The 14,306-nt window shown below is 28.0% G+C and carries 14 protein-coding genes; 1 reads left to right on the forward strand and 13 read right to left on the reverse strand.

Features of this window, described 5'->3' with window-relative positions:
* Window positions 1-2: 2 nt before the first annotated feature.
* Together ACTCCZ_RS02810 and ACTCCZ_RS02815 are read right to left on the reverse strand one after the other, a co-directional pair.
* The gene (locus ACTCCZ_RS02810) at window positions 3-1,565 is read right to left on the reverse strand and encodes a PepSY-associated TM helix domain-containing protein (RefSeq protein WP_079578067.1); all 1,563 of its coding nucleotides are present in this window, start codon (window positions 1,563-1,565) and stop codon (window positions 3-5) included.
* Between the two features lies 1 nt (window position 1,566).
* On the reverse strand, window positions 1,567-1,887 hold the full coding sequence (locus tag ACTCCZ_RS02815; RefSeq protein ID WP_228145309.1) for a hypothetical protein: 321 nt from the start codon (window positions 1,885-1,887) through the stop codon (window positions 1,567-1,569).
* A 155-nt stretch (window positions 1,888-2,042) separates the two neighbouring features.
* Between ACTCCZ_RS02815 and serS the strand changes: the two genes are divergently transcribed.
* Window positions 2,043-3,287, forward strand: a complete 1,245-nt coding sequence (gene serS, locus ACTCCZ_RS02820) for a serine--tRNA ligase (RefSeq protein WP_079578066.1) — start codon at window positions 2,043-2,045, stop codon at window positions 3,285-3,287.
* Between the two features lie 360 nt (window positions 3,288-3,647).
* On the opposite strand, the gene ACTCCZ_RS02825 is transcribed toward serS, so the two are convergent.
* The 11 genes from ACTCCZ_RS02825 to napG form a co-directional block, all read right to left on the reverse strand.
* Entirely contained in the window at window positions 3,648-6,833 is a 3,186-nt protein-coding gene (locus ACTCCZ_RS02825; RefSeq protein ID WP_079578065.1) for a cytochrome c biogenesis protein, read from the reverse strand.
* A gap of 116 nt (window positions 6,834-6,949) precedes the next feature.
* Window positions 6,950-8,443, reverse strand: coding sequence for an ammonia-forming cytochrome c nitrite reductase (gene nrfA, locus ACTCCZ_RS02830; RefSeq protein WP_079578064.1), 1,494 nt, complete (start codon window positions 8,441-8,443; stop codon window positions 6,950-6,952).
* 12 nt (window positions 8,444-8,455) lie between these two features.
* The gene (gene nrfH, locus ACTCCZ_RS02835; RefSeq protein WP_079578063.1) at window positions 8,456-8,995 is read right to left on the reverse strand and encodes a cytochrome c nitrite reductase small subunit; all 540 of its coding nucleotides are present in this window, start codon (window positions 8,993-8,995) and stop codon (window positions 8,456-8,458) included.
* Between the two features lie 317 nt (window positions 8,996-9,312).
* On the reverse strand, window positions 9,313-9,702 hold the full coding sequence (locus ACTCCZ_RS02840; protein WP_099333837.1) for a hypothetical protein: 390 nt from the start codon (window positions 9,700-9,702) through the stop codon (window positions 9,313-9,315).
* Between the two features lie 41 nt (window positions 9,703-9,743).
* Window positions 9,744-10,187 carry a PAS domain-containing protein gene (locus ACTCCZ_RS02845; RefSeq protein ID WP_079578061.1) on the reverse strand — a complete coding sequence of 148 codons (444 nt, stop codon included), beginning with the start codon at window positions 10,185-10,187 and terminating at the stop codon, window positions 9,744-9,746.
* 1 nt (window position 10,188) lies between these two features.
* Complete coding sequence (locus tag ACTCCZ_RS02850) at window positions 10,189-10,575, reverse strand: chaperone NapD (RefSeq protein ID WP_079578060.1); 387 nt, start codon at window positions 10,573-10,575, stop codon at window positions 10,189-10,191.
* Complete coding sequence (locus ACTCCZ_RS02855) at window positions 10,576-11,550, reverse strand: WD40 repeat domain-containing protein (RefSeq protein ID WP_079578059.1); 975 nt, start codon at window positions 11,548-11,550, stop codon at window positions 10,576-10,578. It abuts the gene before it with no gap.
* Window positions 11,551-12,027, reverse strand: coding sequence for a ferredoxin-type protein NapF (locus ACTCCZ_RS02860; RefSeq protein ID WP_079578058.1), 477 nt, complete (start codon window positions 12,025-12,027; stop codon window positions 11,551-11,553).
* 44 nt (window positions 12,028-12,071) lie between these two features.
* Window positions 12,072-12,677 (reverse strand): nitrate reductase cytochrome c-type subunit, encoded by a 606-nt coding sequence (locus tag ACTCCZ_RS02865; RefSeq protein ID WP_079578057.1) that lies wholly within the window; start codon window positions 12,675-12,677, stop codon window positions 12,072-12,074.
* Entirely contained in the window at window positions 12,674-13,492 is an 819-nt protein-coding gene (napH, locus tag ACTCCZ_RS02870) for a quinol dehydrogenase ferredoxin subunit NapH (protein WP_079578056.1), read from the reverse strand. The genes ACTCCZ_RS02865 and napH overlap by 4 nt, the downstream gene beginning before the upstream one ends.
* Window positions 13,485-14,294 carry a ferredoxin-type protein NapG gene (napG, locus tag ACTCCZ_RS02875; RefSeq protein ID WP_079578055.1) on the reverse strand — a complete coding sequence of 270 codons (810 nt, stop codon included), beginning with the start codon at window positions 14,292-14,294 and terminating at the stop codon, window positions 13,485-13,487. The genes napH and napG overlap by 8 nt, the downstream gene beginning before the upstream one ends.
* Window positions 14,295-14,306: the final 12 nt, after the last annotated feature.

The following is a 14,306-nucleotide window of genomic DNA, read 5'->3' on the forward strand; positions in this document are numbered from 1 at the left end:
CTTTAAACTTTTGCTTTAAAAAAGCTTTTTGCTTCATTTCTATTATTTGGTAGTTTGTAAGCTAATAGCATAAGTAATAAACCAAATAAAAACAGTCCTAAATCAACATTTAAAATAGTATTCATTTTAAGAGCATATAATTCAATTGGATTAAATCCACTATTATAAAAATGTAATATTGGAGTTAGCATAAAAAATAAAGCTCCTATAAAAAAGAACTCTTTTGTTGCTTGGTATGAATTAATTCTATAAAATGACCATGTAAATGTTGCAAGCCAAAAGACAAAAAATAAGCCCTTTTGCCAAATAAGTCTATCTTGCATATCAAATGGTAAAATCCATTGAAGTAAAAATATAAAGCCAGTTGCTGGAATAACACCTATCATAACTGCAAGTGATAATTTCCCAAACCAGTGATAAAATGGAATTTTATTTTCAAACTTTTTTGCTCTTTTTTCAAGCCAAAGCATTACTCCAAATCCAATTGCAACTGCACAAATAGCCATAAGTGTTGCCATAAGAATTCTAGTAAACACATCAACTCCAAAAAGTAAATGTAAGAAATACATGCTATCTACAAATAGTTTAGACCAATGGGAATCTAAAACTTTTATATTTTGTATTAAGCTTCCATCAACTCCACTTAATATAACAGTTGGATCATTATAAATACCATTTAAAAATGGCATTTTGGGATTGTACCCCTCAAGTTCAACTTGTGCACTTGAATCTTTCCAATTTATAAGTTTTATTTTGTGAAAGTTAACATTTGGATTTATCTCTTGTGCTTTTTTTATTAGTTCATTAATTGGAAGCATTTCAACAGCATCATTTTTCTTTTCAATTTTCTCTTTTTCTGGGTTAAGAACAGGTCGTATTAATCTTCCTATTTGAAAAGTTTCACCTTTTGAGCTTATATATGCCATAGGTGCAGAGCCTATAAATCCTATGTTCATTAAAGCACCTGTTAATGTAACTATAATAAAAGGAGCAAATATCCATGTGAAAATTTTTCTATGCCATTTAGAAAATTTACTTTGTTGATTTTTCCCTTTGTTTTTATATTTTATTAAATAGACTTGAATTAATCCACCAATAATTAAAAACATCACTCCAACTGCAACAAATCCAAATAGTAAATAACCAAAAGTTTTCAATGGTCTTCCATAATGCATACTATTTAAAAACCATGCAAGTTCAGAAATGTCTTTTTCATCTTCTATTTTTTCCATACTGTTTGGATTAAATACAACAGCTTGAGTAAACATATGTCTTATCTTAAGTGCAGGATCACCTCTGTATCCTGGTAGTTGAATAATTATATTATTTCTTGGAAATTCTGGGTCTGAAATTACGGGGTCAATCATTGCTGAATAATTTATATTTTTAATATCAGCTGCTTCAAAATGTCTTGATGGTTTTTCCCATGTTTGAATATATGGTAAAAAAATTGCAAAAATCCCAAAAAAGACAGCTACATACATAAATAATGAAAAAGTAATCCCAGCTGCTACATGAACCCTTTGTAATCTTTGTTTTAATAGTTTTGTTGGATTATGACTCATGTTAATTTCCTAAAATAAAAATTGCAATAGCAATACAAAAAATAGTTGAGGGAATAAAAATCTTGTATAAAGCTATCATCTTAGTTGAAGATACAGATATCCATAAAGCTGCAATTGCCCAAGCTAGTGTATTAAACATCAATGGAATAATAATTGACTCTCCAGCAGTTCCAGGAAGTATGAAAACAAGTAAGGTCATAGCTAGATATGCAACTAACAGACCACCAAAAATAGCGCAAATAGTCCTAAAAAGTCCGATTTTTTTTCCACTTTGTTCAGGAGTATTTAATTTTTTAAATATAGAATTTACTTTACAATTCAAAAATATCACCTTTATTTAATTTTGATAATTATAATCATTAAATTATGAATAATGACTTAATAGAATTTATAACATGATAAGAATAAGTAAATAGCAAAGCAATCACATAGAAAGATTTAGATATAATGGCAAAAATTTTATGGTGAAAGATAGATATGATAGATATAAAATTACTGCAAAAAGATTTTGAAACTACGGCAAATGCCTTAAAAAGAAAAGGTGTAGATGCAAAATTACTTGATAGTTTAAAAACAATTTCACAAGATGCTAAAGCAAAAAGACAAAGCATGGAAGATGTAACTGCACAGCAAAATAAATTATCAAAAGAGTTTGGAAGATATAAAAAAGAAGGACTTGACATAGCGCCATTACAAAAAAGTATTGGTGAACTTAAAGCTAAAAAACAAGATTTAGAAGATGATGTTAGGATTTTAGAAGAGAAACTAACTTCAATTACACTTGGTGTTCCAAACTTTCCAGATGAGAATGTTCCAAATGGTGAAAGTGAAGATGAAAATGTTGTATTAGAAACAATAGGTGAAAAACCATCATTTGCTTTTGAACCAAAAGAGCATTGGGATTTAGGTGAAAAAAATGGATGGTTAGACTTTGAAAGAGGTGTTAAGTTAGCAAAATCTAGATTTTCAGCTATGAGAGGAGTTGCTGCAAGATTAGAAAGAGCATTGATTAATTATATGCTTGATTTTAATAGACAAAGAGGTTTTGAAGAGTGGTATGTCCCTTTTATGGCAAACTCAAACACTTTACAAGGAACGGGGCAACTTCCAAAATTTGAAGATGATTTGTTTAAAATTGAGGATGAGGATTTATATCTTATTCCAACAGCTGAGGTAAGTCTTACTAATCTTTATAGTGATGAAATAATTGCTGTTGATGAATTACCTTTAATGTTAACTTCATATACTCCTTGTTTTAGAAAAGAAGCAGGAAGTGCAGGGCGAGATACAAGAGGATTGATTAGACAACACCAATTTGATAAAGTTGAAATGGTTGCAATTACTAAACAAGAAGAATCAGAAGAAATATTTGAAAAAATGGTTGCTTGTGCTAGTGATTTATTAACTTCACTTGGACTTTCTCACCAAAAAGTTATGCTTTGTACTGGTGATTTAGGATTTAGTGCAGCAAAAACAATTGATTTAGAGGTTTGGCTTCCTGGACAAAATAAGTATAGAGAAATATCTTCAATCTCAAATACTAAAGAGTTTCAAGCAAGACGAGCAAAAATCAGATATAAAGAAAACAAAAAGAATATTTTAGCACATACACTAAATGGCTCTTCTTTAGCAGTTGGAAGAACACTTGTGGCTATAATGGAAAACTATCAACAAGAAGATGGCTCTATAAAAATACCTGAAGTACTTAAAAAGTATATGTAAGAAATGAAAAATAAGAAACCCAAAAAAGGCTTCTTATCTTTTCAAACAAAATTCGCAATTTTAATAATATATTCACATTTATTTATCAATAATTTGACAAGTATAAATTAATTCTTAGTTTAGTTCAAAGTTAGGAATGAGAATGACTAAACTAAAGAATTAAAAGACAAAAGAAGTTTCATAAGACTTATTATGTAGGGAAGGAGACATATTATAAGTAAAACTTCTTTGACTGTATTATATAACTTTATACAAATTATATACTTGATTTATATCAAAAAAGAGTAAATTTTTAGTAAACTTTTTACACAATTTTTAATATTAGATAAGAAATTTAGAAAAAATCACTATAAATAACTTTTATAGTGATTTTTTGTTTCTAAAAGCTAATAGTATGATTATTAAAATTATAATAGCACTTATAGGAACAAATGAAGGAATAGGCACAGGATCACCTGCTGCATAAGAGTGTTTTCCACTTAAATAGTAGTTTACTCCAAAATAAGTCATGATAATTGAAGCATAACTTACAAGGGTTAATACAGCAAATAAAAACTCTGTTAAAATACCTTTTATATACCGTAGATGAATGATTACAGCATAAATTAAAATAGATACTAAAGTCCAAGTCTCTTTTGGATCCCAACCCCAATATCTACCCCAAGATTCATTTGCCCAAATACCTCCTAAAAAGTTTCCTATTACTAATAAAACTAAACCTATAATTAAAGACATTTCATTTATTCTATTTGCTTCTTTTATACTTAAAAGAATAGAAAAGAAATTTTCATTCTCTTTATTTTTATTTATTAAAGCAAAAAGAATTAAAGCTATAAATCCAAGTAAAGCACTTAATCCTAAAAAGCCATAACTTGCTGTAATTACACTAACATGAATAGTTAGCCAATATGACTTTAATACAGGTGCTAAAGTTGTGATTTGTGGTTCCATCCAACTTAAGTGTGCAACAAATAGTGTTATTGCACTTAATATTCCTGTAGTAGCTAATGCAAGATTTGATTGTTTTGAAAAGAATATTCCTGATAATATTATTGCCCATGCAATATAAATCATGGATTCATAACCATTTGACCATGGTGCATGACCTGCAACATACCATCTAAGTGCAAGCCCAAAAGTATGAAACACAAAGCCTATAATAAGCAATATAAGAACTATTTTTGTAAACTTAGTAATATTTAGATTTTGTTTAAATATATTTATAAAAACAGTTATTAAAAGAGTAAGACCTAATATTAAGTAATAAGGAGTTAATCTTTCAAATATATTATATTTATTAAATATTAGTTCTGCTTCTATTTTCCATTGTGTTGGCATAATATGTGTTGCATATTTTTTTTGAAACTCTTTTATATTTTGTAGTTTTTCATTAACTTTATTCCAAGAAAGATTATTTTCATTTGCTTTTTTTAATGTAATAAAATAGTCTTGCATAAGCTCTTTTATTTTTATAGCTTGCTCTTTTGACATACTAATATCAGAACTATTATCTAAAACTCTTAGTGCAATAGAAGGAGCAATCCATCTGTTTTTTTCATCATATGCTATTGGAAAGGCTTTGAAAAAATCCCCAATAAATAGTGAGTATGCAATATTTAATCTTTCATCAACTTTGATTAACTCTTTATCAAGTTTTGTTCTACTTATGGGTTTTTTTGCATTTGCATTTTCTAAAAGATTTTGTAGTTTATATTTCCCATCTTTTGTATATATATCATTAAAACTAATCGTTTTTTTATTTTTATCAATTTTTAAAATCTCTTTTAATTTATCATTTTTTATTTTTATAAACTCTATATTTTGCCAAACTTTTGGATATAACATCATGCTTAAGAAAAATTGGTTTTCATCAAGATTAAATATCTTATCTTTTCTTGCAATTTTGTTTACTATTTCAATAGCTAATGAATTAACAGGCTTTATTCTTCCTTGGTAATCTTGAATCAAAAAACTTCCAAAATAGTCTGAGTGTATTTTATCTATGTTTTTAATACTATTGATTAACTCTTCATTGATTGAATTTTTTGCAAATGTTGGAGTATTAAAAGAAAATAACATAAAAAGTGCAAAGATTGCTGATTTAAAACCATTTTTTAAATAATAGCTTTTTTTAATATCTTCAATATTAAATTTTTTATTGCTTAATTTTCTAAATCTTCCATTTTTACTAAAAAGATTTAAAAATAGACCTGTAAAAAGTAAAAAATAGCCAATATATGTAGGAGTTTTTCCTGGGTCTTTATTTACTGATAAGATTGTTGCACTTTCATCTTGTTTGTATGAAGATTGAAAAAATCTATAACCTTTATAATCTAATGTATTATTCATATATATTCTGTAAAATTTATTCTCTTTTAAATCTTTATCAACAATTTCAATATCACTTAAGTATGTTGATGGTGAGTTTGAACCTGGATATCTATTTAATTGAAAATCCAAAAGTTTTATACTAAAAGGTAATGTAACAGCTTTAGCACCCCATTGCATTTCAAAATCAACTCCTTGAAAAGTAGTTTTAGTAAGATAACCTCTATTTGAGCCACCTTTTCCATATAAAGCTATTTTTTTACTACTGTTATTTGTTATTAAATCAACTAAAACAGCATTAACTTGATCATCTTTTTTTACTTGATTTTTAGAAGCACTTACAACTTTTAAAGCACCTTTTGAACTTGCTTGTTTAATCATAAACTGTGTTTGCCCAACTTTATAAACTCTTGATTGCCCTAAAATAATCTCTTTATTTGCAGCTATTACACCATCTTTTTTATTTTCAATTGAGTACCAAGCAGTAGAGATATTTGCTTTATATAAAATTTGTCCATTATCTTTTGTTGTTATTGTAACAAGAGGTTTTTTATAATCTTTAAACTCTTTATTTAATGAAAAATCTAAAAATTGTGTTTTTTTTACTTCACTATTTTTTAAGTCAATACTTTTTACTCCATTAAATGTAGATACAATTATATTTGCCATTGGAATTCCATCTTTATCATCAACAATTGCTTCAATAGCATTTGGTACAAACTTATCAAATTTGACTTTGATATCTTTATTTTTCAAATCAAAAGTATATGAAAAGTCAGTTTGATTAAGTTTTGTCATTAAAACTTTTTTTTCAAAATTTAGTTCATTGTTTTTATTAGTAGCTTTTATTTGAATATATTCATCTGTAGTATAAATAATATTTTGTTCTCTTCCCTCATCAATTGTCATAATTGCTTCATATCCCAAATATCTAGTAAGTGCAGAACCTATAAATATAAATATAAAAGATATATGAATTAATAGAATAAAAAATTTCTTTTTTTGATACATTTTGAACCAATAAATATTAAAAATAACACCAATAGTTAATAAAAGCATTATTGCTTCAAACCAGGTTTGTCCATATATAAATGATTTTGCTCCAAGAGGTCCAAAGTCATTCTCTACAAAAGTAGCAACTGCACAAGCAAGGGCAAAAAATAGCATGAGTACAGTCATAACTTCTATACTAAAAAGTGTTTTAATAGTTTTTTTCATTTTGTTAATCCATAAAGTATTTAAATTTTATAAGTAACACAAGAAAGAAAGATATTATGTGTTACTTACAAAAATTAGAGTCTATTATAAAAAGAGGAGAAATCCTCTTTTTACTTTTAGTTGTAAGAAGTTTTATGTTCTATTTCTTTTGTAGATTCTGGGTTATAAAGACCTTTTTTCTCAGCCTCTTCTTTCCATTTTGGTACTAAGTTTTTGTTGAATCTTTCTTTATCTTCAACAAGTTTTTTAAATGGAAGACCAATAATTTTTTGAGCATCTTCTTTTGTTTTATACTCAGGTGCTTTATAATCAGCAGCTCCATGTTTAGCTAATATTTTAGCTAATTTAATTCTTGCTTGTCCAGCTTTATCAATAGCAGTTGCTAATACTCTTAATGTCTCTTCTGGTGCATGGAAGAATGCAGGGTGTGAAGCAACAGCATAATCCCATCTCCATTGTGCATGTCTAATATCTTTTAGCACAGGTGCCATCTCTTCTTTAGTAGCTCCAACTTCCCAAGCTTTACCAGCTTCTAAGTGTGCAGCAGAGATTTGAACCATAGCTTTTTTATGAAGTTCATTTTTTCTTTCTCTTTTTTTATTGATATTAGCAAGTAACTCTTTTTCACTAACTCTATGACAATTCATACAAGTTTTACTCATATTTTCTAGTGGGTTTCCAATATTGTGATCTGTATATTTGATTCCACCTTCTTGAGTATATGGCATGTGACAATCTGCACAAGAAACATTATTTCTTCCATGGGCACCTGTTTTCCACATCTCATATCCTGGGTGTTGTGCTTTTAACATAGGAGTTTTTGAAATTTTATGTGTCCAATCAGAAAACTCAATTTCATCATAGTATTTTTCCATATCATCAACTGTAAAACCATTTTTCCATGGTAATGTAACAACTGCAGCTTTTTTACCACTAGCTGTTTTTTTCTTATCAAAATAGTACTCTACGTGACATTGAGCACAAACTAATGTTCTCATTTCTTGTTGAGTAGCATCTTTCATTTGTAATGTACCTTCACTTGCTAATCCTCTATCAAGATACTTTCTATTTACTTGTAACTCCATTGTTTTAGGGTTGTGACAATCCATACATCCAATTGGATTTATAACCTCAGAACCATATTTTGCCCATTTACCTGTAAAGTACTCTTCTTCACCTTGTTCATCCATCAATCTTGGAACATCTGGTGATTTACAAGTCCAACATGCAGTTGGCATTGGTCCTGTTTTTTCATCAACTGGTGCACCTGTTCTTAATGTATTTCTGTTATCTTCAATTGCATAAAAATGTCCTCTTGGAGCATTATAATCTTTTGCAAATCCATAACCAGCCCACAATACAACAAGCTCAGGATACTCTTTTAACATATCGTGAATATCATCAGAGTTTTTAGTTTGTTTCCAAGAATCAAACTGTCTTGGATAGTACTTTCTAAACTCTTCGTTTTTTGTTTCCCATCTTTTTTCCATTTGCGGAACACTATTAATCTGTTTTTGTTCTTCTTTTTTTTCATTAATTGATGCAACTAAAACAGACATTAGTCCAATTGCTATTAAAGAAATAGCAAGAAGGATTTTGTATTTTTTCATGACAACTTACCTCTATTTCATTTTTTCTTTAACTCCAAGATTATATGGAGTAGATATTAAACTACGAACTTTACCATGTGGCACATATTTGTGACACTCCCAACATTTCCGACCAGTTTCTAGACTTCCGTCCTCACCGCTATGATATTTGTCAGCGTTTAGCTTCAATGTCGCACTTTCGCTTGCATGACATCGAATACAGTTAGCTTGTACACGGCTTGCTCCATCATCACTTATTTGAATATTATTCTCATAAGTGTTTAATGTGAACGCAACTGAATGATTCCATCCATCTATTGCTTTTGATTTGTATTTAGCTACAACATCACCAACAGGTAAATGGCAATCAACACATTTTGCCACATTTCTATGTGAACTTCTTTGCCAAGTTGCATAGGCTGAATTCATTGTATGACAATTAATACAGGCCTTTGCATCACTTGATAAATATGACAACATGTTAGATGCATATACTGTGTAAACAAAAAGCGAAGCGGCAATAAGAAGACTTAAAACTGTTCCATAAACAACAATTTTTTTGTTCTTTTCCATCCTAAATCCTTTAAGTTACCCTAAAATTATAAAACTAATTTAAGATAACTTTCTTGATGTAAATCAAGAAATTGCAATTTAAGTGAATATTCATTCAGAAATAATAATAGGAAATTATGAGTAAAATATTTATGTTAAAATGATCTATTTTTTATAAATATCGATAAAATGGTATTTTCAAAGGCAGTATTATTATATTATCTTATGTTTTGCTTGTTGGCTTAGATTATAAGAAGTTTGTTTGTAAATTTACAAATTTCTTAAATATAAAAATTAAATTTAGCTTTAAAGCAATGAAATTAATTTATAAAAAAAATTTATTTTACAAAAACTTTAAAATCATAAGTTTTATTATCAATTTTTACATTTATATATCCACTTGAAACATTAAAGTGTTGATATGTTAATACTTCACCAATTTTGACTTTTCTTTTATTGTAAATAGATTTTGATTTTTGAAAATAACCTCTTGAATTACCTATATAAACTTCTGGTTTTGTATGATAAAACTCTCCAATTACAACAACTTTTGTAAAACAAGTACCATTATAATCAGCCTTTGTTTTTCTTGTATGTTGTATATTTTCACCATTACCATTTTCATCAAAAATTCCTATTGCATGGGCATTTTTGATATTTGTTGATGAAGCATAAAGATTTAGAGATAAACAAAGTAAAATTACTTTAAAAAAAATCAATTTTTTCATATGTAATTTTACTATATTAGTGTGAAAATATTGTGTAGTTTTTAAATATATGAAACAACTCTTATTTTTTCGTTGTTTTCTTTTTTTATATTGTCATATAATTTTTGATATTTTACTTTGTCTTTAAAAGATATTGGTGTTCTAATTGATTTATACTCTACAATTTTACCATCTTTTTTTACAACATTTATTTGAGCATGAACCCAATAAAAGCCCTTATCTTTTCGTAAGTTTTTTATAACTCCACTCCATGAGTGATTTTTTTCTAAGCTACTCCATAACTCTTCAAAAACTTTTTTAGGCATATCAGGATGTCTTACACAATTGTGAGGTTTTCCTATAAGTTCATCTACTTCATAACCACTAATTTGTGCAAAAGTATCATTGGCATAAGTGATATTACCTTTTAAATCAGTTCTTGAAACTATTAATTCATCTTTTGGAACAATTGTTTCAATTAGAAATTCACTTTGCTTATATTCCATTTTATTTTCCTATTTTATCAAAATGTTTGGCAAATCCTTGAACATTTTTCTTTTTTAAATCACCATTATAAACAATATCTTCAGCTTTTATTGTTTCATCATTTAGCATACTTGGAACAACATCAGAGTTTTCTAAAACTTCCATATGTTCATTTAACTCTTCTTCACTATAAGCCATTTGCATATCTGCACTAATTACATGGGGAATGTTTTCAATTACTCTTAAGTTCTCAAGTTCTTCTTCAACATTTTTGCCCTCAATTGTAATAATAATTCTTCCAAGTTCATCATGTATGTGATATTCACATGCTTTACAATCTTTTAAATTTTGTACAACTTCATCTAAATATTTTGGTAATGTTTGTACAACAATACTTGAAATGTTCATTTAAAATCCTTTATTTTCTAATTTATAATAGTTTATTTTACTATCATCACTTGATACAAATATTTCATTTTCATTTAAAAAAACTATATTTGTAATAATCATTTTATTTCCTGTTAGTTTATATAATTCTGCTTTTGTTAAAGTATTAAATATTGTTACATTATTGAACTCATCACTTGCAAATCCTGCTAAGTTTGAACTAGGACTTAAGGCACAACTATATATTAAAAAGTCTGTTTCTTTATAATAAGCATTTTTATTTATTGCATTATAAACTACACTTCTTCTATCTTGTCCTGCTGTTATTATTTTATCTTTTTTCCAATCTACTTGATAAACATTATCTAAGTTTTGGTATTTATAATCTTTGATAAACTTACCATTTGATGTTTTATATTCGTGTAGTACACCACTTTCATCTGCTATTATTATTTTTGATTTATCATCATTTAAAGAAAAATCAGAAAATCTTGATTGAGAAGCTTGTCTTTCATAAATAATTTTTTTGTTTTTTAAATCATATAAAAATAGTTGATTACTTAAAAGTGAGTAAAGAATCTTATCTTTTGAAAGAAATTTAGCTTTTGCTATAAAAAGTCTTTTTTTATCACTAATAATAGTGTGTAATTTTTCATTTTCATAAATAAAGATATTTCTTCCACCTTTATTTCCTTGTGAAAGTATTAATATTTTATTATCAATTACATCAACACTATAAATTTTAGCATTAATAGTATCTCCTATAAAATCTTTAATTTTAGGAATAGTAATTTGTTTGATTTTTTCTTTTGTTTTAATATCAAAAATATCAATGGTGCTATTTGTAGTTGCTACATATAGTTTTTGCTTTTTAATAAGCATATCTGTAACACCACCACTTGTAGTAAAAGAGTTTGTTGCTTTGAGTATATTTATATTAGCTTGTAAACTAAGTACAGAAAAAACTACTAATAATACTATTTTGAAAGTTTTCATTTATGCTCCTATTTCAATTGCATCAACAGGACAGTACTTAATGCAAAAACCACAAGAAGTACAATTACTATTTATTTCAGGTCTAAACATAGCAATAAAATCTATTGCATCATCTAAACAAGGATCTTTACATGAAAAACACATTGTTTGATTCCAAGAGAGGCATTTTAATATATTTATTGATATATTTACATCAATATTTTTTTTATTTTCTATACTTAATACTTCACTTGGACAAGCATTTGCACACTCATCACAATAAGTACAACCACCATTTGAAAAATCAATTATTGGTGTTTTGTCTTCATTTATTAATATGATATTCTCTTCACAAGCTAGAACACAAAAGCCCTCACAATTTATACACTCTTTAAAAAAAAGATCTTTGTCTTTATAATAAGGTGGTCTTATTATATGTTTTTTTTCTTCTTTTTTAATTTTTGATGTTATTGAGTTAAAAAATTCTCTTCTTTTCATGTTTTACCTTTTAAAATAGAAGAGAAAATCTTCTATTTTAATATTTATTTAACACCCTCATTCATAGTATCAATTAAATTAGATGCTTTGTTTGCACCTTTTGATCTAAAATCAGGTTTAAAAGTATTTTCAACTAATTGACCTTTTGATTGAGGTGCATGACATTGGCTACAATTAAATCTTGCTCCAGCTAATGTGTTTAATTTTTTATAATCAGCCAATTTTAAATCACTCGTATTTGTATATACTTTTCCATCTTTTTCAATTTTACCATCTTTTAGAAGCTTTGTCACTGGTCTAAAATCTGTAAAATGAGACTTTGGAATTGGTGTTGCATTCATAGATTCTGCAATTCCTGGAGTATGGCAAGTTGTACAAGCATTATTATTTATAGTAATTGGTAACATACCCTCTATATCATGTGGAATCATTGGTGGAGCATTTTCAAATGATCTTTCATACAATATCCCTGTTCCAGCAGGAGAAGTCGAATATTTTGTTTTATCTGCTATTGTTGATTTTTCTGTATAAATGTCAGTTTTTCTTAAACCTAACGACTCTTCACTAACAGTTTTTTGGCTTGTTGCACATCCAGCAGCAAATAATACAGCTGCTGTTGCAATACCTAAAGTTATACTAGTTAACTTCATTTTGTTTCCTTTTTTAAATTTTTTATTGAAAAGTTAAGAGCCTCATCATCACACACTTCTACACATCTACCGCAGTTTGTACACTCTCCTGATGTTACAGGAATTGAATCTTTTGTTACCATAAATAGTACTTGTGATTCAGGACAAACCTCTTTGCATTTCATACATGCAGTACAGTTTTCATGATTGTGATGAACTCTTATTAAACTAAATCTTCCAATAAGTGAGTAAAACCCTCCAATTGGACATACATGACCACACCAGCCATTTTTTAATACAAATAGATCAAATAAAAATATAATTACAATAGCTGCCCAGCCAAATCCTAGTCCAAATATTAAACCTCTGTGTATCATTGATACAGGTGAGATTAATTCAAATGCTGCATATCCCATAAAAAATGAGAGTATCAAACTTAAAACTAATACATAATATCTTATGTTTCTTGTTGCAGGTTGTCTTTTTAAGATTTTATTAAATCCAAATTTTCTTCTAATATAGTTACTTAAATCAGTAATTATATTTACAGGACAAACCCAAGAACAAAATGCTCTTCCACCAATAAACATATAAAATACAAATATAATAATAGCGCCTATTAAAACATCACTTGCTATTACTGCACCAGCTGTAAACATTTGAAGTACTGCATAAGGATCACTTAAAGGAACTGTGTCTAAAAGTTTTGATGAACTAAGATTTCCCATTAGGAAATTAAAACCCCAAACATTAGCTGCAATATACAAAAACATAATAGTAAATTGAGTAACTCTTCTTGCTATTAGGAATTTACTTTTTTTAATTAAATTAATCATCTAAAAGTCCTCCTATATCATTTAAAGAGTCAACTGCTTTTCTTTCACTAATTTTTGTAGTAGTGGTTTTGCTTGTTGCTTTTTCTAATCTTTTTTCATCATTTTTATCCCAGCCTTTGATGTAATAATCTCCAGCTTTTCCTTTTGCAACCTCATTTGGCAATACAAAAATTGCTGCTTTTTGAGTAACACATGCTTTTTCACATAAACCACATCCAGTACATACATCTGCATGAACAACTGGTTTTAAAAAAGCGTGTTTTCCTGTTCTTTCATTTTTTGTATATTCAATAGTAATTGCTTCACCTAAAAGCGGACATGCTCTATAACATGCATCACATTGAATACCCCAAAAAGCTATGCAACTATTATCATCAATCACAGCAACACCCATTGAAGCTTTATTAATATCAAGCTTGTTATTTGTTGTTACTAGTTTCTCATTTAATGCATCTGTTGGACATACAGGTACACATGGTATATCAGGACACATATAACATGGAATATCTCTAGGAATAAAATATGGTGTTCCCAAAGGCATGTTATCTCCTGGCTTTGCTAATTGTAATGTATCATAAGGACATGCTTCAACACACATCCCACATTTAATACATGTTTTAAGAAAATCTTTTTCATTAAGTGCTGCTGGAGGTCTTAGTAAAAGAGATGATGCTGATACTTCATCAACATATGCACTCCATACTAAACCACCAAGTGCAGTAAGCCCTAAGGCTCTTGCACCATTTAGAAAAAACTCTCTTCTATTCATCTTTTGATCTTTTTTTGGAATGTTATTGCTCAAAACAATACTCCC

The sequence above is a fragment of the Malaciobacter sp. genome (genome assembly GCF_055140965.1).

Excerpts from the sequence above, each read along its gene's own strand:
- ACTCCZ_RS02860 (WP_079578058.1), bottom strand. The coding sequence starts at position 12,027 with ATGAAAAGAAGAGAATTTTTTAACTCAATAACATCAAAAATTAAAAAA.
- serS (WP_079578066.1), top strand. The coding sequence starts at position 2,043 with ATGATAGATATAAAATTACTGCAAAAAGATTTTGAAACTACGGCAAAT.
- ACTCCZ_RS02840 (WP_099333837.1), bottom strand. The coding sequence starts at position 9,702 with ATGAAAAAATTGATTTTTTTTAAAGTAATTTTACTTTGTTTATCTCTA.
- napH (WP_079578056.1), bottom strand. The coding sequence starts at position 13,492 with ATGATTAATTTAATTAAAAAAAGTAAATTCCTAATAGCAAGAAGAGTT.
- nrfA (WP_079578064.1), bottom strand. The coding sequence starts at position 8,443 with ATGAAAAAATACAAAATCCTTCTTGCTATTTCTTTAATAGCAATTGGA.
- ACTCCZ_RS02825 (WP_079578065.1), bottom strand. The coding sequence starts at position 6,833 with ATGAAAAAAACTATTAAAACACTTTTTAGTATAGAAGTTATGACTGTA.
- nrfH (WP_079578063.1), bottom strand. The coding sequence starts at position 8,995 with ATGGAAAAGAACAAAAAAATTGTTGTTTATGGAACAGTTTTAAGTCTT.
- ACTCCZ_RS02850 (WP_079578060.1), bottom strand. The coding sequence starts at position 10,575 with ATGAACATTTCAAGTATTGTTGTACAAACATTACCAAAATATTTAGAT.
- ACTCCZ_RS02865 (WP_079578057.1), bottom strand. The coding sequence starts at position 12,677 with ATGAAGTTAACTAGTATAACTTTAGGTATTGCAACAGCAGCTGTATTA.
- ACTCCZ_RS02845 (WP_079578061.1), bottom strand. The coding sequence starts at position 10,187 with ATGGAATATAAGCAAAGTGAATTTCTAATTGAAACAATTGTTCCAAAA.
- ACTCCZ_RS02810 (WP_079578067.1), bottom strand. The coding sequence starts at position 1,565 with ATGAGTCATAATCCAACAAAACTATTAAAACAAAGATTACAAAGGGTT.
- ACTCCZ_RS02855 (WP_079578059.1), bottom strand. The coding sequence starts at position 11,550 with ATGAAAACTTTCAAAATAGTATTATTAGTAGTTTTTTCTGTACTTAGT.